This is a genomic window from Sphingomonas sp. PAMC 26617, assembly GCF_000242835.1.
Taxonomy (GTDB): domain Bacteria; phylum Pseudomonadota; class Alphaproteobacteria; order Sphingomonadales; family Sphingomonadaceae; genus Sphingomonas.
Genome location: NZ_JH594426.1, coordinates 368,648 through 392,412, shown reverse-complemented (window position 1 = coordinate 392,412; position 23,765 = coordinate 368,648). Strand labels below are relative to the sequence as shown.

Genomic DNA, 23,765 nt, shown 5'->3' with positions numbered 1-23,765 from the left:
CAAAATTGCAACAGGCTGGTAACGCGGCTCGTTAGTTTCCTTCGATAGTTCCCCGCGCCCCATCCAGCCTTGCAGCATAGTCCGCCAGCACTTTGGCGGTGCGTGCGGCATAGACATTTGCGTCGTCGAAACGCCGCTCCTCGATCGCCTCGCGCACGCCCGGTAGTGTCTTCGCGCCATAGCCGGTGAAGCGGCCCGGGGCGTAGACGAGGTTCTTGTACCAAGGCCGACCGGGAAGTCCCCGCTTGTCGAGCAACAGCTGGTCGATATCCCGGACTTGCGCGTTGAGCTTCATCCGGCGCGCGGGATCGAGCTTTCCGCCCTTTTCGGCGTAAGCGGCGTCGTAGCGCGTGGCTGCGCCTTGCAATTTGTCGACGGCATCCTCCAGCACGGCCAGTTCGATGAAGGGCGTGCGGGCTTCGAACGTCGGGGCCGACACCGGTTTGAGCGGATCGGATGCCAGACGGAAAGCCCCGTCCTCAAGCAGTTTCTCGCGGTTGCGATCCTGGGCGCGGCGGTCCTCGGCGAGCTTCTTGATTTCGGTCATATACGTCGCAACGGTCGTCGCGAAGTCGCTGAAGCGCTGCGGCGGGGTATCGGCATCGGCAACGCGCAGCACCATCCGTCCGACTGTCTTCGACAGCGCAGCGCCGTATTTCAGGCCCGGATCGTCGAACGTCGTCATGTGGTGATAACTATCGTAGATCGAATGATAGACCCCGCCGCTCTCATCCTCGCCGCCGAAGCTTATGTTTAGCGCGGGTAGCCCGAGATGCTGGAGAAACGCGGAGTAATCCGACCCCGACCCGAGCGCACCGAGCGGGAAATCGCCACCTATCTCGGCCGCAGCAAGCGCGACGTCGGCGAGCCGTCCGGTCTTATCATACGCCCCGACGCGGATTGCTGCGGCGCGCCGTGCAGCAACGGTTGCGCCCGTTTCGGGGTCGATCACGTCTGCGGCAACGCCGTTGACGAGATGCTGGAAATCGTGGCTGCCCTCCGCTTGCAGGAACCCACGGCCATTGCCGTCGGTGTTGATGTAGATGACGCCCTTGGCCTTCAATTCCGCGGCATGCTGTTCGGCCCATTCGGTCGAACCGAGCAGCATCGGCTCCTCGGCGTCCCAGCCGGTATAGACGATCGTCCGCGCCGGCCGCCAGCCTTGCGCCCATAGCGCGCCGAGCGCCTTGGCCTCCGACATCATCGCCACATTGCCCGACAGCGGATCGGACGCGCCGAACACCCAGCCGTCATGATGGTTGCCGCGCAGCACCCATTGGTCGGGATAGACCGCCCCCCTCAACGTAGCGACGACGTTGTAGACCGGCTTTTGCGACCAGTCGGACTTGACCGCGAGATGCACCTTGACCGCTCCGTCTCCGCCCAGATGGTAGGTGATCGGCAGCCCCCCATGGAACGACGCCGGCGAAATCGGCCCGCTGAGCCGCTGCAGCAGCTTTTGGGCATCGCCGTAAGACATCGGCAGCACGGGGATTTTCAGGATCGTCTGCGCATCGGCGCGCGACAGGCGTTTGGCCCCCGGCACCGAGCCGATACCGGGCGTCAGCGGATCGCCGGGATAGACCGTCATGTCGGCAACTGAGCCGCGCTGGACGCTTTGCGCATTGCGCGCGCCTCCCTTGGGATAGACGTCGCCTTCGCCGTAACCGTCATCCGCCGGATCGGAATAGATGATCGAGCCGACTGCACCATGTTCCTGCGCCAGTTTCGGCTTCAACCCGCGCCAGCCAACGCCGTAGCGCGCGATCGCGATCTTGCCCTTCAAATCGACGCCGCGCCGCGCCAGCGCCTTGTAATCGTCGGGCAGGCCGTAATTGACATAGACCAAGTCGGCGGTGACATCGCCGTCACCCTGGAACGCGACATAAGGCGGCAACGCGTTTGCGGTGTTGGCGGACGTGGCGTCGCCAGCGACCGGCGGTTCCTGCCCGCCGAGAACGATCTTGTCGGGTGCGACGAGTTCTACGGTCGTCGAAATCGGCGTGGGATAAAGTACCGAGAAGATTTCGATCTTCGCGTCCCAGCCCCATTCCTTGAACTTCGCGAGCATGAACTCGGCATTGGCCTTGTCGTGCTGGGAGCCGACATGATTGGGTTCCGACGACATCGTCTTCAGCCAGTCGAGCTGGTCCTGCGAACTGATGCTCGCGTCGAACGCGCGCTCGATCGCGTTCGGGTCGGTCGGTGCACCGCTCTGCGCTCCGGCTGCTGTCGCTACCGCGAGCGCGCTGGCGCCCGCCAGTATCCTGCCTAATCTTGCCATTGTCTTGCCCCCACCAGTTATCACATGGATGCGCCGCACCATGGTCCGGCGCAAGAGAACTGTTATTTGCACCGCTAATGATCGAACCACACGACTTGTGCGGCGCATCTCGATCGTGCGCGGCTGCCCGGAGAGCGGGCAGTTTCACGTGAACGGGCGTCCAAAGCTGGACGCTGCGAAGGGCACGCTGGACGGCGGGATATGGGTCTTTTCGTCCGCGGAGGTGCCATCTCCGCCACGGGCGCGAGCTTGGGTGCGGCTTACGGCGCATTCCCTGTTTATCCTGGTCGAGCGAGCCGCTAGCATGCCGAAAACGAAGGTTGGTGCGTGTCGAGTACTGAACAATTGGCGTTTCTGGATAACGGCGGCCTGATGGGCGCGCTGATGCGCACCTTCGACTGGAGTACTACGCCGCTCGGTCCAGCCGCTGCCTGGCCAACAAGCCTGCGAACGGTGACTGCCCTCCTTCTGCGATCCCCTGTACCGATGGTCCTGCTCTGGGGCGAGCAGGGCATCATGCTCTACAACGATGCGTATTCCGTCTTCGCCGGCGCGCGGCATCCGAAGCTGCTTGGTTCAGCGGTCCGCGAAGGGTGGGCCGAGATCGCGGACTTCAACGACACTGTGATGCGCGTCGGGCTATCCGGAGGAACGCTCGCCTACCGCGACCAAGAGCTTACACTTGAACGTCATGGACGTCCCGAGCCGGTCTTCATGAACCTCGATTACTCTCCTGTGCTTGATGAGAGCGACCGACCGGCGGGCGTTCTAGCGATCGTAATCGAGACAACTGAGCGAGTGCTGGCGGAGCGTCGGCAAGGTGCGGCAGAGGTGGCTCTGCGAGCCGAACGGGACAGAGCTCAGGGCGTCCTCGACAACATGGGGGAGGCATTCGTCTTCCTCGATTCAGATTTTCGCATCGTGGACATGAATGCCGAGGCAATGCGGCTCGAGTCACGGCCGCGCGAGGAGATCATCGGTCGGACGCACTTTGAAGCGCATCCCAACGCCGCCCCGGAACTCGGCGCGCTGTATCAACGCGTGATGAAGGAGCGCATCGCGGGTTCGCTCGAGCACCATTACCTCTGGCCCGACGGCCGCGACACATGGATCGAGATGCGTGCCTATCCGATCGACGACGGTTTGGCCGTCTTCTATCGCGACGTTACAGCAGCACGGCACGAGGCCGACGACCGGGTCACTCAGGCGGCGGAACGCGGTGCGATCCTAGCCCAGCTCACCGAGGGTGTGATCGTGACGGACGCCGACGGCGCGATCACCTTCGTGAACGAGGCCGCGGAACGTCTCCATGGTACAAAGCAACTCGGAGTAGCGCCCGAAGGATATGCGGCAGCCTACAGCCTGTGGACGGAAGAGGGGGACCCATACCCCCCGCTTGACCTCCCGCTGGCCAGGGCCGCGCTTTGCGGCGCGACCGTCCTCGACGCGAGTTGGCGGATCCGCCGCGCTGACGGCACGGAGGTTCTCGCCCGCGGCGCTGCCCGGCCGATCACGATGTCCGACGGCCGGAGGCTGGGCGCCGTGTTGACCTTCCGCGACGAGACGGAACGACACAGTGCCGAGTTAATGCTGCGCGACGAAACGCGCGCGCTAGCCACGCTGAACCGAGCCGGGGCGGCTTTAGCTGCGGAGTTGGACATTGAACGGCTGGTGCAGATGGTCAGCGAGGCCGGGGTCGAGCTGACCGGCGCTCAGTTCGGCGCCTACTTTCACAACGTAATGGACGAGACTGGCGAACGTTTGCACCTCTACACGCTAGCCGGGGCCGCCCGGGCGGACTTCGAGAGCATGGGCAGGCCCCGTGCCACCGCTATCTTCGGGCCTACCTTCCGCAACGAGGGTGTCATCCGATCCGACGACATCCTCGCTGATCCACGCTACGGAAAGAACGCGCCGCATCGTGGCATGCCGACAGGCCACCTGCCGGTACGCAGCTATCTTGCGGTATCGGTAGTGTCGCGGTCGGGTGGAGTGCTGGGCGGACTTCTTTTCGGGCATCCAGAGCCAGGGCGCTTTACGGAGCGGCATGAGGGTCTCATCCAGGGGCTCGCGGGCCAGGCGTCCGTCGCGATCGATAACGCCCGGCTAATCCAGCAGGTGCAGGAGGCGAACGAGACGCTGGAGCAACGTGTCCACGAGCGAACCGACGAGCTCGAGCATGCGCAGGAAGCACTCCGACAGGCGCAGAAGATGGAGGCCGTCGGTCAGCTCACCGGCGGGATCGCCCACGATTTCAACAACCTGCTCACCGGAATCATCGGCTCGCTCGACATGATGCAGCGCCAAATGGCAAAGGGCGATAACAGCAAGATTGAGCGTTATGCCACGACGGCCATGACCTCGGCTAATCGCGCCGCGGCACTTACTCACCGCCTCCTGGCCTTTTCGCGGCGCCAGCCCATCGATCCAAAGCCTGTCAATGCCAACAGGCTCGTCACTGGTATGGAGGAATTGCTTCGTCGAACGATCGGAGAGGCGATCGCGCTCGAGGTGGTGACGGCTGGCGGCCTCTGGCAGACGCTCTGCGACCCTCATCAGCTCGAAAGCGCCATCCTCAATCTCGCTATCAACGCGCGCGATGCGATGCCGCACGGGGGCTCTCTCACGATCGAGACGTGCAACGCACACCTGGATAACGCATATACCGCTAGGCAGCGGGATGTGCGGCCGGGGCAGTACGTCTGCATCTGCGTGACCGACACCGGTTCCGGGATGTCGGCGGACACGATCGCGAAGGCCTTTGAGCCATTCTTCACGACGAAGCCAATCGGTCAGGGTACGGGCCTTGGACTTTCGATGATTTACGGCTTCGCGCGACAGTCGGAAGGTTATGCCAAGATCTACTCGGAGATCGGCCAGGGCACGACAGTGAAGCTATATCTGCCGCGCTACTACGGCGAGGCCGAGGGAGCCGACGAGGAGCACGGCGAGCTCACTGACGCCCATCGCGCCGACGCCGGAGAGGTCGTGCTCGTCGTAGAGGACGAAACCGCAGTGCGCGATCTCGTCGTCGACGTGCTCGAGGAGCTTGGATATCGAGCCATCCAGGCGGCAGACGGACCGGCCGGATTGAAGCTCCTCCAGTCCAAGATGCGTATCGATTTGCTGGTCACCGATATCGGGCTGCCGGGCCTCAACGGTCGGCAGGTCGCCGACGCCGCTCGTTTGCAGCGGCCTGACCTCAAAGTGCTCTTCATGACCGGATACGCGGAAAACGCGACGATCGCTAATGGCTTCCTCGACCCCGGCATGGAGATGATCACCAAGCCCTTCGCTATCGAGGCGTTGGCCACGCGCGTTCGCGATATGATTGAAAATTAGCAAAGGAGCATCGCCGAACGGGGCTGCAAAAGGAACGTGCGGGCATCATGGGAAGCGTGCGTCTGCCCGTGGGTTTCCACGTGACCGTCGGAGTGTCGTTTAATGATCGTACAGGAGCCGGCGCCTTGACTGGACAAATGTCCGGATGTCGGAAGGAGTCAGCGCGCTCCGAACGACTGCTTGTGGCTCAGCGCTACAAAAAGCCTTCGCCTGCGTGTTCGCGGAACCTCTCATGATCCCGCACATATTCGGCGACCATTTCGAGCGACGAATGCCGACTATGCTCTTTCATCTTAAAAAGATTGGCATTTTGCCGGCCGGCCTCGGTTAGGAAGCCGGCGCGCAGCGAGTGGCCTGAGAACAGCTCGGACGGGTAGCCCGCCGCGACCGCCGCCGCCTTCACTACTAGTGCCACGCCTTGCGCGCTCATAGCCTTGTCGGTCAGCCGTCCCTGCGGCGTAAGCTTGCGGAACACGGGGCCGCTGGTGATCCCGGCCTTCTCCAGCCAGGCGCGGTAGTGCCGGACCGGCTCCAGCCGGCGGCCATCCGGGATCGCAACTGTATGACCCTTGCCCTCCTGATCAGTCTTCGATGCCGCGATCCGCACCAGCAGCCCGCGACTGTCTCCGCTGACATGCCCGACCATGATCGCCACCAGCTCGGAGCGCCGGAACGCGCCCGCCATTCCGATCGCGAGAAGCGCGCGGTCCCGGTAGCCGCGCAAATCGTCTTCGACCATCGCGCGCACCATGTCGCGCAGCACATCGCCGTCCGCGGGGCGCTTTTTACCAGGCAGGTCGCCGCGCTTGTCCTTGCGGATGCCGCGCATCGCGCGCTCAAGCCGCGCTGCGTCGGGTTGCGAAGTTGGCGGCTCGAGGTCGGCGGCCCGATGCGCGAATACGATCGCGGCGAGCCGCCGGCCGATCGTCGCTCTGCCAAGCGGCGCTGGCTCCTTACGTGGTAAAATCAAGCCGCGCTTCGTCCGGCGCAACTCCTGTGGACTGAACCCGCGCTCGGCGAGGAGCGTCAGGAACGCTGCGACCGTCGCTGGTGCCGCCGGCAGCGGGCGGTAGCCGCTTTCCTGGCACCACGCGCAGAACAGCCGCCAGTCTGACTTGTATGCACGCAAGGTCGCGTCGGCAGACGCGCGGCGGACATAGTCGTCGACCCGCTCGCGGTCGCCGGGGGCAAGCTGCGGAAGATAGGGTTCGAGCGACTGAACCTGATCGACGACGACCAGCGCATCAGCCACGATGCTATCCAGATCCGTGCGGTCGACACGCGCGGAGTTATCGATGTCGTCATCATCGGCCAAACCGACCTCCTACGCTGCGCTCAAACGAACGGCACCGGCGCGCGTGCGACGGTACATGATCCGCTAAAACCGTTAAACGGCCGGACAGATTGACGCCAGCATGTAATTAGCGGGAATCAGCGTTATCGCTAAATAGGTAGTACGGTACGATATAAGAGTTATGTCACGAACGGCATCATTTGGCGCATTGGCTCATGCGTTGAATCACCGCCCCAGAATGACTACGGTCGCAATTCAGACGTCGCTTACGAACGAGATGCGCAATGACCATCCAAGTGAACATCACGCCAAACGGACGAATGAGCCTACCTGCAGACATTCGTAAGCGTTTAGGTCTCACCGACGGCGGCGCAGTCTACCTCGACGAGACGCCCGATGGCGTGGTTCTGCGCACTGCCGCGCAAGCGGTGGCCCGGGCGCAGGCGCTTGCCAAGCAGTTCACCGGCGGCAATTCGGAGGCGTCTGTTGATGCTTTTCTCGCCCGGCGCCGGGAGGACAGTGGGGAATGAGGGTCGTTCTCGACGCTTCTGCGCTTATCGCAATGCTTAAAGGTGAGAAAGGCTCTACCAAAGTCGCCGGAGCGATCGCGGGCGCGCGGGTCAGCAGCGTCAACTATGCCGAGGTGGTGAGCCACTTCATCCACGCCGGCATGCCCGCTCACGAGGTCGACGCGATGCTGCAGCCGTTACCAATGGACGTCGTCGCGGCTGACCCCGCGTTAGCCACCCTTGCCGGACGGCTGCGCGCCGTTACTGCCGAAGCAGGGCTCAGCCTTGGCGACCGGTTCTGTCTTGCGCTGGCGCAGCGCGACGGGCTTCCGGCGTGGACGAGCGACCAAAACTGGAAGAAGGTGGCGGACGCAGCCGGTGTAAAAGTTGTCGCGATCCGCTAACGCGGTCACTTGTGCTTTGGAGTAAGGTAAGTGCGAGTAAGGTGTATAGACAGCTTCTAGACCATCACTGCCACGGTTCAATACTCCCACAACCGGCCCTGTTTGAACAGAAGAGCTGTTCAAACTGTCGTGTTCCGTCACGGTTTAGCCTGATAGGCGCGCGCGTCTCTTCGCGCCGAGGCTAGGCCTGGCCGAGCATCGTTACTGCTGAGTGAGGTGGGCGGCTTTCAACTCTTGGTGCGCAGCGACCATCCGCTGCGCGAACGCGGGGTTGGCGAGGAGCTTTGTCGCGACGATCGTGCCGAGCACATGGCTCGCTTCTGTGTCGGAGGGAAAATGCACACCGCAGACCTGTCGACTCATCGCATAGTCGGCTGAGCGCGAGAGGATCGCCCCGGCCTTTTCCGGCACCAGCCGTGCCAGTATGAAGCCAACCGAGTAGCCGAGCGTCGAATGGCCACTTGGATAAGAGCGTGCGGGGTTGGAGCCCTTACCCGCATCGCAATTGGCCAGCGTCGGATCAGCCGCCCAAGGGCGTGCACGGCCAAAATAGACCTTCGACACGTCGGCCGCGGCATCGCCCTCTTCCTGAACGCTCTTCAGCAACGCCCAGGTCAGCGGCAACTCCTCAAGCTTCGTCCCGAGCGCAACATCGAACAACGCTGGGTCCTCGTGAGCGTCATCCCATTTGGCGCGCGCCATGCGCTCGGCGCTGGCCGAGGCCACGATCTCGTGCAACTCGAGCAACTCGGCTCTCTCGGCCTCCGATCCAGCGGGGAACGGCTTCGGTAACGCCATTGCGGGGAGAACGTCGGTGCTGGCGAGATAACGCAGCGCATGCGTTTCGGCTGCCGTCGCAGCTCCTGCAGCAAGTACCAAGGCGGCACTAACCGCGAGCAAACATATCTTCGACTTCATCGCAATCACCTCCCTGGCTTCAAATACAATTTCTAAACCGAGCGGACCGCGCTTCCATTCTCGCTCGCCAATCTCGATATATTCGGCACGACCGCCGGGTTCATGACCTGGCTAAAATGCCTATTCCCTTCCACGATGACGACGACTTGACTGTATGCCGGGATATCACCTGATGCTTGACAGGCCGCACTTTCTGCCGCCGCTCCTGCCGCAATCCTAAGCGCGGCGCATCAGAACTTAAATCTAAAGCCTGCCTCATAACTCTGGTCGTAAAATTCGCGCTGCGTCGTCCGGTTGGGCAAGCCCTCATAATAGCGGAGCGGTGAATTGTTGAGGTTTCGCGCGTTGAAGTACAATGCCATATGCTGTGTTACCTGATACGACGACGTCAGGTCGAGCTGCGTCCGTTGGTCTTCGAAGGTATCAAATCCGGACGCTCCGCCGACACCGAAGATTGCGCCATCGACATGGCTGAGCGACAGCCGCACCTGTGCCTTATGTGCTTCGTAGAACAGGCTGAGGTTGTAGGTCAGCGGCGACGTTCCCGGCAGACGGCTCGTCTCGCCCGGTCGAATTGCGAACTTCGACCAGACATAAGTCACATTACCCAGGGCGCCGAAACCATCAAACGGCGCCGGCAGGAAGCTGAACTTCTGGCTGTACTGCGCTTCGATACCACGGGCGTGTGAGCTGGCGACGTTTGTGTAGGTCGTGATCGTGGTGATGCCATCGGTTATGCCGGGATAGTTGGGATCCCGGGTGACGCCGTTAATGATGTAATTGTTGAACTCCTTGTCGAATGCACCGAACGATAGGACGCCTGAGTCGGGCAGATAATATTCGACCTGCCCGTCAAACGCGTTGACCGTCGTTGGCTTGAGGCTCGGGTTACCGACAGAGACCGCACGGTTGCCGACATCCACCGTCGCGCCGGACAGCAGTTGCAGGAAGCCCGGGCGCCCGATCCCGGTCGAGTAGGTTGCACGTGCGACGAAGTTCTTGGCCAGATCGTAGCGAAGCTGAACGGTCGGGAAGAAATTGGTGTAGCTCGACTTGCGTGATGCTGGCGAGAACGAGTCAACGCCCAAGGCGCTGGTCGTGCGCGTCGTACCACGATAGGTACCGTCGGTATTTTCGACCCGCAGCCCTGCAAGAACGTTCAGCTTCCCGAATTTGCCGGAATATTGCGCATAGGCCGCGTAGATGTTCTCTGTGTCGTTGAAGAATCCGGAGGCATTACGCACCGCGTTGGCGGCGCTGGTAAACTGGGTCAGCGGCGCCAAGACGGCGCGAACGCCGGAGATGCTCGGAGCATAGCCGACATTGTAGGTCCCGGCATAATAATTGGTGAACGGCCCGTCCCCAAGCACAGCAGATAACGACGTCGCCGGCACGCCCGCATAGCTCAGATTGTTCGGCTGATCGATCTTGTCACGAAAACGCAGCTTGCCGCCAACCTTGAACGCGCCGTCACCACCAAGCAAGGTTGTAGGAACCGTCACATTGAGCACGGCTGCATATTCCCGGTCATGAGCGCGCTCGGTCGCGTTGTTCGCGCCGGTAAGGGTGAATTGCGACGGGTCACTCGGATTGAAGCCCGAGGGCGACAGCGTGGGATAGAGCAAGCTCGTATTGTCATAGGCAACGGTGAAGCCCGGCTGGCCTGGGCGCGTGAAGGTGGAGTTGCGGTCGTAATCGCGGTGATAGGTCGAAGCCGTATAAGACAGCTGATAGTCGAGAATGACCTTGCCCAGATCGTTTCGGCCGCCCGCCGCCGTGATGAAATTGAGATGAGTCTCCTGTTCGTCACGCAGCGTAACGTGCGCATCGACGCCCGTTGCAGTGTTGACGCTGCCATTGGTGGTCGTAGTGTCACCCAGGCCCCGATACTGCAGCACTGAACGGTGCACCGACTCGGTATAGCCCGCATCGTTTGCACGAATGTAGAAGTGGTTCTGCCCGTCTGGATTCCAGTCGAACTCGCCGCCAAAGCCGAAGCGACGGCGGTTGTAGCTATAGCGCCGCAGATCGAGCGAATCGAGGATGCGGTCACCCGGAGTTCCGGGCTGCACGGCGTCGAGCAGACCGGGCTCGGCATCGTCAAAGCCGCGTTTGTCGGTGTGAAACGAGCCAGTTAGCACAATTGCGAACTGCTTATTTGGCCCAAAAGCCGTCCCGGCCGCCGCCTCTCCGATGAAGACGTCCCCGTTCTTGTGCGCGTTCTGATAACCGCCCCCGATGGTCCCTTCGAAAAACGGCTTCGTCAAACCGACTGCCGTACGCGGTGTGAGTTCGACCGAACCACCCAGCCCCTCGGCCTCCTGGTCTGGCATGCCAGTTTTGCGCACGACCAGCCGGTCGATCGAACCGATCGGCACGGTATCGAGCTCGACGGCGCGACCGCCACCGCCAAAATAGGTGCCGCCAGGCTGCGTGTTGAGCAACGTTACGCCGCCAAACGTGGTGCCGTTCAGATTGCCGTCGATGCCGCGGATGTTGACGAAACGGCCCTCGCCGGTGTCAATCGCTAGGCTGACGCCCGGGATGCGGCCAAGCGCTTCGGCGGCATTGAAGTCGGGATATTTGACGATGTCTTCCGCTGCCTGAACATTCACCAGGTTTACTGCAGCTTTCTCCTCGGCGCGCGCAGTTTGCGCTGCTCGAGCCCCGGTGACGATAATATCGCGGCTGTCAGTTTGCGCGGCGGGTGCTGGCGCGGGCGCGGGCGCGGTCTGTGCTTGTGCACTGAGCGGGGCAAGCGCTGCTACCGCCGTCGAGAGAAGCGACAACGTCCGAATCTTCATGATGCTCATCCCAATCTATGCATACGCTCGCCTTATCGACGGCGCTCTTTGACGCTCCCGGTGACATCGGGGTGGGGATGAATTGTTACAGCAATGGGACTTGGCGGCCTGTTTTCCTAACGTTGGCAAGAATCAATCTTCAGGAGATCAGCGCAAGACCGTTTTGAGATCGCAACATTGCCGCCGAACTCCAAAGCTATACTGCCTACTTCGGCGAGTAAGCTTTATGCGCTCGGAACCACCATGCGATGGACCACCAGAGCACTGCCCATCCCGACCCGGCGATCCAGCCGGCGACGACGTCAGTCGTCCAATGGACGCCCAGGTATAGGCGCGACAGACCGATCGCCGATGTGAGCGCGACGGCGCAGCACAGGATATAGACGCGAAGGCGCAAAGTCGGCACCGCAAGCGCGACCAGCCCAGCAAGTGTAAGGTAGATGACGGCCGAGTTCATCGCATGGCCGCTTGGAAAACTCGCGGTACCAAAACTGGCAAGATGCGCCACGACGTCGGGACGGGGGCGATCAAACAAGAGCTTCAGCGCGGTGGTGAGGAGACCGCCGGTTGCAGACGCGGCGACGAGCAGAAGCGCGAGCTGTCTTTGGCGCGCCAGCATGAGGAAACCAGATACCATCGCCACGACGATGACGAGGGTGGCGTTGTCGCCAAGCGCAGTGAGGTCGAGCATCGCTGCCCGCAACGCCGTTTTCCAAGGCGCATCGCCCTCTGTAGCGTGACGGAGGCGCGTGAGGACAGCTATGTCGAAAGCCTCGGTGTCGCCCTCCATCACCTCCGAGCCGAGATAGAAGATGATTAGCAGCGTCAAGGCAGTCAGCGCGAACGCTAGCAGGACGACCAGCTCAGGACGCTCCCTAGCATACGCGCGTGCCCTGCCGATCACGCCCGCTTTAAGACCAGGACGTGAAAAGACCCAGGCAGCATCACAGGTCGGCCACCGGCAGTAGCGGGGGCGCCGAACTTAGCAGTCGGTAGATAGATCGACCCCGTCTTTGGATCGAGCGCTCCGGTCCGTGCGCCGACCTCGGTCTTGACGACTCCGACATGCGTCACTGCGACGCCAGTGAGGGCGAGGATATCGAGAATGCCATCCTTTCCGCAGGGGATGAAGGCGAGACCACGGGCTTCATCCATGATCACCGCATCCGGCCCCGAACCGATATCGACCAGCGCCGTCAGCTGCCGCTTGTGCGCATCAACAATGGCAGCCTTGCCGTTGGCGCACGATGCGATCAGCCGGTCATGCGCTTTGTCATAGCCAAGGCCGGTGGGGGCCTTGCAGCCCGGAAGCGCGATCGTCTTGCCCGCAGCCCCGCGCGTGACATCGACGGTATCGATCTCGTTTTTGTCCTCGTTATTGATGAACAGCGTGCCGTCCGACCCGAACGCTGCATATTCGAGCGCTGGGCTCACCTTTATGGTCTTGGTCACCTTTGCCGCGGCGAGGTCGATCACCGATACGGTACCGCTGTCGGCATTCATGACGAACGCGTGAGTCATCGTGGCGTCGAGGATAGCAGCATCGGGCTTCTTACCGACCGGAATGCTCGCGGATTCCGTGCCCGACCCGGTGTCGAACAACCGCACGGTGCCATCGGTCCCGCTCGTCACGAGGAGCTTGCCCCCGGGCAGCGGCACGACCGCGTGTCCGCGCTGCACATTACCGAGCGAAGAAACCGCGCCTGTCGTCACGTCGATTACCGTGACGGCATTGCTGCGCGCGACATAGACATGGCTGCCGTCATCATCGGCTCTCGCATAATCCCACGACCCATCGGGTCCGGCGATAGACTGGGCCACCGAATAGGTCGGTGCCGGAGTTGCGGCGATCACGAGCGGCATGGCAGCAGCGGCGAGCAAGGCAGGAAGCGAATGGCGGGGCATTGCGGTCTCCGGGATAATAGCCAGCGCCTTCTGACCCGGCGGGTGCCGCACGTCACGTTAGGGATTGCTAATCTGCTTGGTTTTTTGACGGGCTGGCACTGTGTTCTAACGCTGGTGGGGACTTGGGAAAGGTTATGCGCACGCGCAGCCCCGGGGTATTATCCAGGAGGTCGATGCGCGCATGATGGAGTGCGGCAATCGCCGCCGCGAGCGACATGCCCAAACCGGTGCCGGGCAGATGACGGCTACGATCAAGTCGGTAAAAGCGGGAAAGAACATTGACGCGTTCCCCCGCCGGAACGCCCGGGCCATCATCGCTGATGGTCGCGATGACACTGTCGTCCATGCGTTCCAGCTTACTGACGATCAGGCTGCCAGCGGGGGTGTGCCGGATTGCGTTGTCGATCAGGTTGGTCAGCATTTGTGCGAGCAATTCCGCGTCTCCCGCGACGACGAGCCCAGGCTCATGCTCCGCCAGCAGGGCCTTGCCGTCATCTTCTGCCACCGGCTGGTGAGCTGCCACCACGTGCCCGATGACCTCGCTCAAATTCACGGGGCGAAAATATTGCCGGCCGTCACCCCCTTCCAGCGTGCCGATCCGCAGCAATGCTCGAAAGATCGCAAGGATTTGATCGGTCTGGAGAACAGCGACATCAATTCCCGCTGTGTAGTGGTCGATACTATTTGCCTCTCGCGTCGCCTCGAGTTGCTGGCGCAGCCTGGTCAACGGTGTGCGCAGGTCGTGCGCGATGTCGGTCGTCACTTGGCGCAAACCTTCCATCAACGCGCCGATCCGGTCGAGCATGGCATTGAGGTTCGACGACAGAAGGTCGAATTCGCGGCTGATCCCGATCGTCGGCAGCCGTTCCGCGACATTACCTGCCATGACCCGGCCGATCGCGTCGTTGACGCGGTCCAGCCGCCGCATGAACAGACCCCCGAGTAAATACCCGCCTGCCAGCACGAACAACGTGATGAAAACCCCGGCGAAGAGCGTGAAGCGATCAAGCCCGCGGCGTAGCTCCTGAACGTCGTAAGTGTCGGTTGCGACGACCAACACGCCTCCCTCGGGCATTGGCACGCCAAGGCTCTTCAGCATTTCTGGGCGGGCACCCGCGTCCTGCGGATCGTCCAAAACCTCGACTTCGCCCCACCCTATCTTTGCGTTGCTTGTGCCGATATCGTTTACGAGCAAGCGCCCCCGGCGATCGGTCAGTTGGTAGCGAAAGGCCTCTTCACCGCCAGCCCTCCGATGAAGAGCGATCGCCTGGAGCAGGTTGGACCGACCGCCCTCGCGATCCTCACCTTGCAGGATGGCCGCTTCGCTTTTCAGGCCTCCATCGGTTGCTTCAACGGCATAGCGTGAGATCGAGCGTTCAACGACAGCGAGGAGCAGCGCGGCGCCCGCCCCAAACACGAGTGCGAGAAGCAGTGCGAAGCGAAAAGCGCCGCTGCGAAAACCGCTAAGCCAGCGCATCGAGACTATAACCCGATCCGCGGATCGTGTGGATCAGTTCCCGGTCGAAGCCGCGGTCGACCTTGGACCGCAATCGGCTCATATGGCTCTCGATTATGTTGGTTTGCGGATCGAAATGGAACGACCAGACATTTTCGAGCAGCATCGAGCGCGTCACGATCTCGCCGGCATGGCGCATCAGATACTCGAGCAGTTTGAACTCTTGTGCCTGAAGTAGGATCTGCTGCCCCGCCCGTTTGACGCTGCGCTTGATCAGATCGATTTCGAGATCAGCGACGCGGAGCGCGGTCACGACGTCAGTCGCAGGCCGTCGCCGCAACAGCGCGTTCACGCGCGCTATGAGTTCGATCGCAGCGAACGGCTTGACCAGATAGTCGTCGGCCCCAGCGTCGAGTCCCTCGACGCGATCGTGCACGCCATCGATCGCGGTTAGGAACAGTGCCGGCGATCGAACCCCCGCTGCGCGGAGTGCCTTGAGTACGCCAAGACCGTCGATGCCGGGTACCATGCGGTCGAAAATCAACACGGCGTACTCATTGATCGAGCCGAGAGCGATCGCGTGGCGCCCGTCGCTGCACACGTCAACGACATAGCCGGCGGCGACCAGCGTGCGTTCCAGATGCACCCGTGTGGCGTCGTCATCCTCGAGCAGCAACAGCTTCATGGCATCCTCTCGAGCATCTGCGGTTGTGCAACGACTAGCCAACGGCTCGCTGCACCGAGAAAGTTAGGGATAAACACCACCCGGATCACCTGCGGCGCATGTCATACGGCTGACTGGGTCACGACGATCACCAACGTCGGACCTACCGATTGTCCGCATCGGATGCTTAAAGAACCTGGGTCGACGCCACCGCTGCCCGGACCAAGAACCTTCTCAAATCGCTTCCTCCTGTCGACTGTGGTCAGCTCTGCGCCGCGTCAGCGCCGCGATCATCGCCGGCAAAAACAGCAACACGAGGGGGACCGACGCGGTCAACCCGAATATGATTGCAGTCGCAAGCGGCTTCTGAAGGCCAGAACCGCGACTCATCCCGAGCGCGAGCGGCAACAACGTCAGGATTGCGATCAATGCTGACATCAGGATCGGCCGGAGACGTTTACTGGCCGCCTCGCGGAGCGCACCTAGGTCGACCACCTGATCTCGATCGATCTCGGCGAACAGGAAAATAATGAGCTCGGTGACCATCCCGATGACCATGGTCAGCCCCATCAAAGCCGAGATGTCGAGTTCAATACCCGTTACCCACAGCCCCATCAGCACTGCTGCTGCGGATAGCAACACAGTAACGAGGGCCGACAGCGTCCAGATCAAACGCTCGAACAAGAATGTCAGAAGCAGCGCGGTCAGCAACAGCGCGGCGGCGAACACCATCGAAAGATCAGCGAAGCTTTGCTGTTGCTGGGCATACAATCCGCCATATTCGACGCGGATCGAACCGGGGAGGTTCAGTGCGGAGACGTGCGATCGCACCTCCTTCATGGCCGAACCCAAATCGCGACCCTCCAGCCGCGCCGTGACCGCAATGAATGGGGCGAGGTCTTCGCGGGTCAATTGCTTCTGCCCAGCGCTGATCGATATTTTCGCGACCTGATCGACCCGAACGGCATGCCCGTCGGGTGCTGTAAGGATCAGACGGCCGAGTTCCGACGCGCGAGATCGCAAATCGGCCGGCGCCCGAATTCTCACATCTACCAATTGCTCACCGATCCGCACTGGGGTTGCTGTAGTACCGCCCACCAACGCCTGGAGTTGGGTTGCTACAGCATCAGGATCGAGACCCTGAAGCGCCGCAGAGGCAGGGTCGACCGTGATGTCGATCGCATCGCCGGAGACGCGCAGGCCATCGACCACCTCGACCACACCCGATATGCCGCCGATAGAGGCCCCCACGCGCTTGGCCGCCTGTTCCAGCACCGCTGGATTCTCGCCGAACAGTTTCACCTCGATCGGCTGCGGCACCGCGGTGAGATCGCCGATCAGATCCTCCATCAGCTGCGCGGTTTCGATCTGGAGGCCAGGAACCTGAGCGTCGATCTTCTGCCGGACTTCGGCCATCACCCCATCGATTGAACGGCGCGAGCCACCCTTCAGGCGGATGAAGTAATCTCCTTCATCTGCCTCGGTGAGGCCTCCGCCAAGCTGCAGGCCAGTGCGGCGGGAATAGCTCGCAACTTCAGGCGTCGATGTGATGATCGTCTCTACCTGACGAAGCAACCGATCGGTATCTGATAGCGCAGCACCCGGTTGCGCCTTGTAGTCGAGGATGAACCCCCCCTCATCCATGTGCGGCATGAACCCTGATGGGACGTGGCTCCACGCGGCATAGCCAAGGACCGCCATCCCGATGCCCAACAGTGCGGCAAACAGTCGCGGTCTAGCGAAACTGCGGTCAGCCGCGCGCGCATAACCACGATCGAGGCGGCTCATGAACCCTGCGGCTTTTTCGGCAGCCTCGGCATCTTTCTCCCGCAGCCAATAGGCGGACGCGAGCGGGATTACGAAGCGGGCATACAACAGCGACAACGTCAGCGCGGCGACCATGGTCAGCGCAAGCGCCTTGAAGAAGCCGCCAGTCACTCCGCTGATGAGGGCGAGTGGCAGGAAAACCACGATCGTTGCCGAGGTCGAACCAAACAAGGGTGAGCTCATCTCGGCTGCCGCCGCAAGGATCCCCTTTACCCCTTTCGCCGTCCCCTCCTGCATGCGGCGCATGATGTGTTCGAGCATGACGACGGCGTCGTCGACGACGAGGCCAACTGCCGCTGCCATACCGCCGAGCGTCATCATGTTGAAGGTCATGCCGGTCGCGAGCAGGATGAGGCCCGTGCCCGCCAGAACAGCGGGCAGCATCAGGCCGGTGATCACCATCAGTCGGGCAGAGCGCAAGAATACGAACAGCACGACCCCGGCCAGCACCGCACCCAAGAGGATTGCGTCCCGTACTGCGTTTGCGGCACCCGTCACGAGTTCCGACTGATCGTAGAATGGAGTCACTTTGACGGATGGAGGCAGGCCGAGCGTTGCCAGCCGAGCATCGACCTCATTCACGATCTTCGTCGTGTCGCCGTTCAGCGCCTGACGAACGTTGACCAAAACAGCGCGCTGGCCACCGGCAGTGACCAGGGTATAGCTTGGCGCCGTCGAGACGCGGATGTTGGCGATTTGTCCCAACGTTGAGACACCGACTTCCGGTTGGTGTGGAACACCGGTGCCGCGGGATCCCGCCTGGGAAGTACCATTCGGCACGCTCGCCGCCTTTAGGGGGGTGGCGGAAATGTCGGCGATCGTCGCCAACCGGTTTTGTGCCAGGACCAGATATAGCCGATGCCGATCCTCGATCCGACCGACTCCGCGAACGTCGTTCGCCTTGGTCAAAGCGGCCACCACATCCTGCAGACTCAGTCCCAGAGCCTGCGCTTTGGCTGGGTCAATATCGACCGCGAACTCGCGAGGACTTCCCCCCAGCACGTCCACGCCTGCGACCCCGCCGACGGCTGTCAAAGCAGGCCGTACCGTCAATTCGGCGATTTGTCGCAAGGCCTCCTGATCGAGACTCTTCGACGTGAGCGCAACTCCAAGCACCGGAAAGATGGTCGGATCGGAGCGGCGAACGTCGAACCTGGTGCCGGCCGGCAGATCGGGCACTACAGTGGCCAGCGCACTCTGCGTCGCAAGAGTCGCCGACACCATATCGTGGCCCCAGGCGAAGTTAAGCGCGACCTCGGCGGTCCCACGACTGGTTGTCGAACGGATTCCGGAAACGCCGGGCACCGCGCGCAGCGCGATCTCGATCGGCCGCGTGATCTGCGCAGTCATCTGCGCCGCGTCACGTTCACCGGCGTCGATCGACACGACAACCCGCGGGTAGTTGATGAACGGAAATAGACTGACCGGCAGCTTTATGGCGGCAGCCACGCCCCCGAGCGTCAATAGGATCGCTGCAAGCCAGAGAGCGCGCGCATGAAGAGCGATACCTCTCTTCACTTCGTGCGGACCTTCATGCCGTCCTCGAGCGCAGTCCCACCATCGGTCACGACCCTGTCGCCCGAGCTGACGCCCTTGACGATCGCGATGCGATCGCCGCCGGTCGGCCCGGTCTCGACGTCATGACGGTGGGCGATGCCGCTCGCGACCACGAAGACGTATGGCTGGCCGCCATCATCGAGCAACGCCTGATAAGGAATGGTCACCGCGCTGCTTTGGGTCTGCGTGGCAACTTCCCCCTGCAGCACCTCGCCAGAGCCGATGCCGAGGGACGGAGGCAGAGTCGTGAACACAGATTCGAGGCGGGTGTTCGGGTTTACGACCGGATCAATCGACTGGATCGGCACGGACACGGTCGCGCGGCCCTTGGTGCCGGCGATTTTGATCTGTGCACCAGGCGACAAGGTCCTTGCAACCGTGGGATCGGCCCCGAAGCGCGCACGCAGACCGCTCCCGTTCGTGATCATCGCGATTGACGCGCCCGCTTGAACGAGATCACCGGGATTGTTGGCGACACTCGCGACATACCCTGCAGCGGGGGCTGTCAGCGCCAGGCTACCTGCACGACCGCGCAAGCTTGCCAGCGTTACGTCGGCACTCTGCGCCGCAGCCCGCGCCGTTTCCACATCGGCGTCTCCAACCAGTCCGTCTTTACGAAGCCGCTGCGCGCGAGCGTAGGCAGCATCGGCGGCGCGGGCATCCGCAGAGGCCTTTGCGAGATCGAGGCGGGTATTAGGTGCCGGAGACAACTGAACGACCAGTTGACCGCGTGTGACCCTGGTGCCGACCGGCGCCACGATACGGGCGACGATGGCTTCAGTCGGTGCCGACAACGCGATGCTTCCGGCAGGTCCTGCCTCCGCGACACCGTAAAGCTTCACGGTCTCGGCAATCGAGCCCTGCGTCGCCTGCGCGAGCGTGACTAAAGCAGTGGGAGGTGTCGCTTGGTCGGCGCTGCTGTCGCTTCCGGAGCAAGCAGTGAGAAAAAGGCCGACAGCGGGACCGAGCAATTTCAGATTCATGGCCATGTCTCTTTCGGTGTTCCCGTCAGCAGTTCGAGCGCGATCGTCTGCTCTTCGATGTCCTGCGTCGTCTGCGCGAGCAGCGTCTCCTGGTCGCGCAGCGATTGCGCGGCGGTTTGGGCAGTGGCGGGCGGCAGATCGCCACGTTTCCCCGCACGCGCTGTTGCCACCTCGAACCTTTGGAGTGTTGGCAGCCCCTTTAGCACCGTGTCGCGTTGCGACCGGGCGACCGCGATTCCTCCGACTGCTGCTTCTATCTGGGCGCGTGTCTGAAAAACGCGGGCGTCATATTCAGCCCTGAGTGCTGCTCGCGTTGCGCGTTCCACCGCTATGCCACCTCTGTTGCGGTTCCACAGCGGCAGCGTGAAATCGATGACTGGTCCGAGCAACTGGTTGCCGGCCGAATCCCGGTTTGCATTGACGCTCAGCGCAAGCGTGGGAAATTGGTTTAGAATGGCAAGCCGCACAGCCGCCTCCTGTGAAGCGTAACCCGCCTGAAGCGCCTGAAGATCGGCCCGCTCGCGCAAAGCGACCGCAAAAAGCGCCGAGGGCGAGGCCGGTTGTTTGGGCAGTGGAAGCGGCGCCAGCTCCAGCTTTGTTGCGGGCGGGAGACCCAGCAACCGCGTTAGTTCGTAACGCGCCGCGGTGAGATCGCGTTCACTCGTGCGGACCTGCTGCTGGGCGCTGAAGGCTGCAAGCCGCGCGGCTTGCACCTGCTCCGCGCCGATGTCGCCGCGCCCCGCTGCTCGCAACGTTCGGTCGAGCAACGATGCCGTCGCCGCGAAGCTTGACCGCGCGAGCTCATAGATCCGCTCCAGACCTACTATCCTTACGACCTGGATCCGCGATTGACCTACGGTTTGCCATTCTGCCCAAGCGAGATCTAGCCGGACCTGCCTTGCTTGCGCGCCCGCCGCGGCAATGCGCGCACCGCGCGTGCGAAGCGCGTTGATGTCCTGTCCAAGGGCTCTTGTCAGGTCAAGGAGCGGATCTGGTCCGCTTAAGACCTTGCTCGCCCCTATACTGAGCGTTGGATCCGGCATGAGGCGCGCTACAAATACCTGCGCGTCGGCAATCCCTGCTCGCACGCGCATCGCCTTTAGCTCGGGGTTGGCGATTACCGCAATGACGCCGACCGCATTGAGATCGAGCGGTCGCGAGAGGTCGATTGACGTCGGTTTTAGATATGGTCTGTCGATCGTTGTCGCGTCGTGAGCCAGCACGGCGTTGATCGAAGCACGCGAAAGATCATTTCCGCCAGCCAGAAGCAGCGGCACGGGATGGTAGGTGGCGCAGCCCGAAGCCAATAGGGCTAAGGAACAGGCGAAATGGCGTTTCATCGTTCGAGCAGCCTCGGCAAGTTAATCGTGACGCGCAGCCCTGGCGCGTTGTCGGACAGAGTGACGCCGCCTCCATGCAACATCACGATGGCCGATACGAGATTTAGACCCAGACCGTTGCCAGGGGTGGTACGGCTGGCATCTAGTCGTACGAACCGGCGCAGTATGCGGTCATGGTCGGCCACGGCGACACCCGTTCCATTATCGGAGACGATGATGCTGGCTGACGCTTCATCGTGCACCATCTCGATCGTGATCTTCGTTCCGGTCGGCGTATGGATTTGCGCATTTTCAAGGAGATTGATGATCGCCTGCGCCAGCAGTTCCCGGTCCGCAGCGATTAAGACCGAACCTTCGATGGTACACCGAAGAGTGCGTCCGCCATCTACGATCGCAGGTTCACAGCTTTCGCAGACGTCCTGAACCAAGGCGACGAGATCGACGGGTGCAAACGATTTTATCAGCTCCCCGCCTTCGACTTCCGAAATCCGCAGTATCGCGGCGAACAAGTCGAGCAGATCATCGCTTTCCCGAAGCGCGGCCTGAATGGCCGTCTGCTGTGTTCCGCGCGGCGCATCGTCCGCGAGCGCGCGCTCAAGTCCATTGCGCATCCGGACCAAGGGCGTACGCAAATCGTGCGCGAGATCGCTGGAAACTTGCTGCAAATTTTCCAGAAGAAGGGCGATGCGGTCGAGCATCGCGTTCAGCGATGCAGATACAGCGTCGAACTCGTCGTTGCGCGCGCTGACCGGCATCCGCTGGCTGAAATCGCCGGCCATCACGGTGCGCGCGGTCCCGCTGATCCGGCCGAGCCGATGGCGCAGATAGCCCCCGAGGATCAACGCTCCTGCGGCGCCGGCCGTGAGGACAAGAACGAATGCACCGCCGAACAGCACGAGGATCGTATGGTCGATCCGCTCCAGCGCTTCCGTATCCGCCGCCACCATCAAGGTAATGTTCTCAGGCAGGTTCGTGGCTAGGGCTCGCGCCGGATCAGCCCCCTCCTCGGGATCGACAAAGACAATGTCGTGCCACCCTGAGCCCTTCGGTTTGGTATTCAGGCCGCCGGCGATGCGCTTGCCTGCACCGTCGAAGAGGGCGTAGCTGAACGAATTGGTCGGATGGCTGGCTTCGCGCGCATCGATCCGCTCGCGAAGATCGCCGAGGCCTTCATCGCGATAATCCCGCAACAGCGACGCGGACTCCTCGGCGATTGCGGCATCCTGCTGCTGCCTGAAGCTTCGATCGGCCGCCAGGAAGACGATCGCCCCCAAAACGGCCACTAGCAACGCGAACCCAGCTGAATAGGTGAATGCGATCCGATACGCCGCACTGGAGCGACGTTCAGGCATCGGTGCGTATCCTGTATCCTACGCCACGCACAGTCTCAATCGGATCGAAATCAAAGTCGAAATTCAACTTCGCCCGCATTCGGCTAAGATGGCTATCAACAATATTCGTTTTGGGATCGAAATGGTAACCCCAGATCGTTTCCAGGAACATCGTCCGGGTGACAATACGCCCGGCGTGACGCATCAACTGCTCAAGCAAAGCAAACTCCCGTGGCTGCAGGGCGATGTCGCGACCGGCGCGTTTCACGCTGCGGTCGAGGAGATCCAGTGTCACGTCGCCCACTGTAAAATGCGTCTGCGGCTCGCGGATCGTAGGGCGGCGCGCCAGCGCCGCGAGGCGGGCAGCGAGTTCCGAAAAGGCAAAGGGCTTAACGAGATAGTCGTCTGCGCCCGCATTGAGTCCGCCAACACGGTCCGCGATTCCACCAAGAGCAGTTAGCATAAGGACCGGGGTCACGATGTCCGCAGCCCGCCATCGCTTCAGGATTTCGACGCCGTCCATTCCAGGCAACATTCGGTCAAGGATTGCTACCTCGAACACCTCCACCGAACCAAAATGCAATGCATCCAACCCCGACCGGACGCACGTGACGACGTGGCCGAGTTCGCCGAGCGAATGCTCGAGGAACTCGGCCAAATCGTCATCATCTTCTGCGATCAGGACGCGCATCTGATCGCGGCAGCGACGAAGGACAAAGTGTCAGTCCTTTTCATTCAGACCTTCAAATTTGTCTTCGACGATACGTCCGGTATTGGCGTCGACACCGATTTCGTGAATGCGCGCTCCCTGTCGGATGTCGAAAGAATAGCGCCAACCGCCACCTTCTTTTTCATACTCGGCATCGGCGACTTTGCCGGGTGCCTTGCTGAGCGCGATCGCGCGCGCCTGTGCCATCGACAATTTAGCCGCTGGTTTGTTCGGCGCGGCAATGGCCATGGCGGGAACCAAACCGGCAGCGGCGACGGCCATGGCGAAGAGCGGAAGCTTGTTCATTATCAGTCCTTTCTCAAAGTTGCTCTGCGTTGAGCACCTCGGATTGGTACACCACCCTACATTGGGCCATCGATGCGGCCGCGTTATAAAAACCCAATGTGAGATCCTTTGGACACTTTTCCATCGTGGATA

General features: G+C 61.9%; 17 protein-coding genes. 3 read left to right on the top strand and 14 right to left on the bottom strand.

The window, feature by feature from the left end; translation table 11 throughout:
• Window positions 1-31: 31 nt before the first annotated feature.
• Window positions 32-2,284 carry a transferrin receptor-like dimerization domain-containing protein gene (locus tag RH91_RS20485; protein WP_010165268.1) on the bottom strand — a complete coding sequence of 751 codons (2,253 nt, stop codon included), beginning with the start codon at window positions 2,282-2,284 and terminating at the stop codon, window positions 32-34.
• A gap of 486 nt (window positions 2,285-2,770) precedes the next feature.
• Between RH91_RS20485 and RH91_RS20480 the strand changes: the two genes are divergently transcribed.
• The gene (locus tag RH91_RS20480) at window positions 2,771-5,626 is read left to right on the top strand and encodes a PAS domain-containing protein (RefSeq protein ID WP_010165267.1); all 2,856 of its coding nucleotides are present in this window, start codon (window positions 2,771-2,773) and stop codon (window positions 5,624-5,626) included.
• A 193-nt stretch (window positions 5,627-5,819) separates the two neighbouring features.
• Here RH91_RS20480 and RH91_RS20475 read toward each other — a convergent pair whose 3' ends face one another.
• The gene (locus tag RH91_RS20475; RefSeq protein WP_010165265.1) at window positions 5,820-6,941 is read right to left on the bottom strand and encodes a site-specific integrase; all 1,122 of its coding nucleotides are present in this window, start codon (window positions 6,939-6,941) and stop codon (window positions 5,820-5,822) included.
• 263 nt (window positions 6,942-7,204) lie between these two features.
• On the opposite strand from RH91_RS20475, the gene RH91_RS20470 reads away from it, so the two are divergent.
• Both RH91_RS20470 and RH91_RS20465 read left to right on the top strand, forming a co-directional pair.
• A complete protein-coding gene (locus RH91_RS20470; protein WP_010165264.1) occupies window positions 7,205-7,450 on the top strand; it encodes an AbrB/MazE/SpoVT family DNA-binding domain-containing protein in 246 nt (81 codons plus the stop codon).
• Window positions 7,447-7,833: a type II toxin-antitoxin system VapC family toxin gene (locus RH91_RS20465; RefSeq protein WP_010165263.1), complete on the top strand. Its 387-nt coding sequence runs from the start codon at window positions 7,447-7,449 to the stop codon at window positions 7,831-7,833. Before RH91_RS20470 ends, RH91_RS20465 begins: the two co-directional genes overlap by 4 nt.
• 201 nt (window positions 7,834-8,034) lie before the next feature.
• Here the strand turns inward: RH91_RS20465 and RH91_RS20460 are convergent, their stop codons facing one another.
• The 12 genes from RH91_RS20460 to RH91_RS20405 all read right to left on the bottom strand — a co-directional run bounded on the left by RH91_RS20460 (window position 8,035) and on the right by RH91_RS20405 (window position 23,633).
• On the bottom strand, window positions 8,035-8,751 hold the full coding sequence (locus RH91_RS20460; RefSeq protein ID WP_010165262.1) for a phosphatase PAP2 family protein: 717 nt from the start codon (window positions 8,749-8,751) through the stop codon (window positions 8,035-8,037).
• 230 nt (window positions 8,752-8,981) lie between these two features.
• Window positions 8,982-11,555, bottom strand: a complete 2,574-nt coding sequence (locus tag RH91_RS20455) for a TonB-dependent receptor (RefSeq protein ID WP_232283629.1) — start codon at window positions 11,553-11,555, stop codon at window positions 8,982-8,984.
• Window positions 11,556-11,760: 205 nt separating this feature from the next.
• The gene (locus tag RH91_RS20450; RefSeq protein WP_232283628.1) at window positions 11,761-12,384 is read right to left on the bottom strand and encodes a phosphatase PAP2 family protein; all 624 of its coding nucleotides are present in this window, start codon (window positions 12,382-12,384) and stop codon (window positions 11,761-11,763) included.
• A 71-nt stretch (window positions 12,385-12,455) separates the two neighbouring features.
• Window positions 12,456-13,460, bottom strand: a complete 1,005-nt coding sequence (locus tag RH91_RS20445; RefSeq protein WP_029624148.1) for a YncE family protein — start codon at window positions 13,458-13,460, stop codon at window positions 12,456-12,458.
• A 67-nt stretch (window positions 13,461-13,527) separates the two neighbouring features.
• Window positions 13,528-14,937 carry a sensor histidine kinase gene (locus RH91_RS20440; RefSeq protein WP_010165256.1) on the bottom strand — a complete coding sequence of 470 codons (1,410 nt, stop codon included), beginning with the start codon at window positions 14,935-14,937 and terminating at the stop codon, window positions 13,528-13,530.
• On the bottom strand, window positions 14,924-15,601 hold the full coding sequence (locus tag RH91_RS20435; RefSeq protein ID WP_010165255.1) for a winged helix-turn-helix domain-containing protein: 678 nt from the start codon (window positions 15,599-15,601) through the stop codon (window positions 14,924-14,926). The genes RH91_RS20440 and RH91_RS20435 overlap by 14 nt, the downstream gene beginning before the upstream one ends.
• 213 nt (window positions 15,602-15,814) lie before the next feature.
• On the bottom strand, window positions 15,815-18,925 hold the full coding sequence (locus RH91_RS20430; protein ID WP_037479849.1) for an efflux RND transporter permease subunit: 3,111 nt from the start codon (window positions 18,923-18,925) through the stop codon (window positions 15,815-15,817).
• Entirely contained in the window at window positions 18,922-19,953 is a 1,032-nt protein-coding gene (locus RH91_RS20425) for an efflux RND transporter periplasmic adaptor subunit (protein WP_029624147.1), read from the bottom strand. Before RH91_RS20425 ends, RH91_RS20430 begins: the two co-directional genes overlap by 4 nt.
• Complete coding sequence (locus tag RH91_RS20420) at window positions 19,944-21,287, bottom strand: TolC family protein (RefSeq protein ID WP_029624146.1); 1,344 nt, start codon at window positions 21,285-21,287, stop codon at window positions 19,944-19,946. Before RH91_RS20420 ends, RH91_RS20425 begins: the two co-directional genes overlap by 10 nt.
• Window positions 21,284-22,639 carry a sensor histidine kinase gene (locus RH91_RS20415; RefSeq protein ID WP_029624145.1) on the bottom strand — a complete coding sequence of 452 codons (1,356 nt, stop codon included), beginning with the start codon at window positions 22,637-22,639 and terminating at the stop codon, window positions 21,284-21,286. Before RH91_RS20415 ends, RH91_RS20420 begins: the two co-directional genes overlap by 4 nt.
• A complete protein-coding gene (locus RH91_RS20410) occupies window positions 22,632-23,309 on the bottom strand; it encodes a winged helix-turn-helix domain-containing protein (protein WP_010165250.1) in 678 nt (225 codons plus the stop codon). Before RH91_RS20410 ends, RH91_RS20415 begins: the two co-directional genes overlap by 8 nt.
• 30 nt (window positions 23,310-23,339) lie before the next feature.
• Window positions 23,340-23,633 (bottom strand): PepSY domain-containing protein, encoded by a 294-nt coding sequence (locus tag RH91_RS20405; RefSeq protein WP_010165248.1) that lies wholly within the window; start codon window positions 23,631-23,633, stop codon window positions 23,340-23,342.
• Window positions 23,634-23,765: the final 132 nt, after the last annotated feature.

What these genes read in the sequence shown, in the direction of transcription:
- RH91_RS20485 (WP_010165268.1), bottom strand. Translation starts at nt 2,284, where the DNA reads ATGGCAAGATTAGGCAGGATACTGGCGGGCGCCAGCGCGCTCGCGGTA.
- RH91_RS20480 (WP_010165267.1), top strand. Translation starts at nt 2,771, where the DNA reads ATGGTCCTGCTCTGGGGCGAGCAGGGCATCATGCTCTACAACGATGCG.
- RH91_RS20470 (WP_010165264.1), top strand. Translation starts at nt 7,205, where the DNA reads ATGACCATCCAAGTGAACATCACGCCAAACGGACGAATGAGCCTACCT.
- RH91_RS20465 (WP_010165263.1), top strand. Translation starts at nt 7,447, where the DNA reads ATGAGGGTCGTTCTCGACGCTTCTGCGCTTATCGCAATGCTTAAAGGT.
- RH91_RS20460 (WP_010165262.1), bottom strand. Translation starts at nt 8,751, where the DNA reads ATGAAGTCGAAGATATGTTTGCTCGCGGTTAGTGCCGCCTTGGTACTT.
- RH91_RS20455 (WP_232283629.1), bottom strand. Translation starts at nt 11,555, where the DNA reads ATGAAGATTCGGACGTTGTCGCTTCTCTCGACGGCGGTAGCAGCGCTT.
- RH91_RS20445 (WP_029624148.1), bottom strand. Translation starts at nt 13,460, where the DNA reads ATGCCCCGCCATTCGCTTCCTGCCTTGCTCGCCGCTGCTGCCATGCCG.
- RH91_RS20440 (WP_010165256.1), bottom strand. Translation starts at nt 14,937, where the DNA reads ATGCGCTGGCTTAGCGGTTTTCGCAGCGGCGCTTTTCGCTTCGCACTG.
- RH91_RS20435 (WP_010165255.1), bottom strand. Translation starts at nt 15,601, where the DNA reads ATGAAGCTGTTGCTGCTCGAGGATGACGACGCCACACGGGTGCATCTG.
- RH91_RS20425 (WP_029624147.1), bottom strand. Translation starts at nt 19,953, where the DNA reads ATGGCCATGAATCTGAAATTGCTCGGTCCCGCTGTCGGCCTTTTTCTC.
- RH91_RS20420 (WP_029624146.1), bottom strand. Translation starts at nt 21,287, where the DNA reads ATGAAACGCCATTTCGCCTGTTCCTTAGCCCTATTGGCTTCGGGCTGC.
- RH91_RS20415 (WP_029624145.1), bottom strand. Translation starts at nt 22,639, where the DNA reads ATGCCTGAACGTCGCTCCAGTGCGGCGTATCGGATCGCATTCACCTAT.
- RH91_RS20410 (WP_010165250.1), bottom strand. Translation starts at nt 23,309, where the DNA reads ATGCGCGTCCTGATCGCAGAAGATGATGACGATTTGGCCGAGTTCCTC.
- RH91_RS20405 (WP_010165248.1), bottom strand. Translation starts at nt 23,633, where the DNA reads ATGAACAAGCTTCCGCTCTTCGCCATGGCCGTCGCCGCTGCCGGTTTG.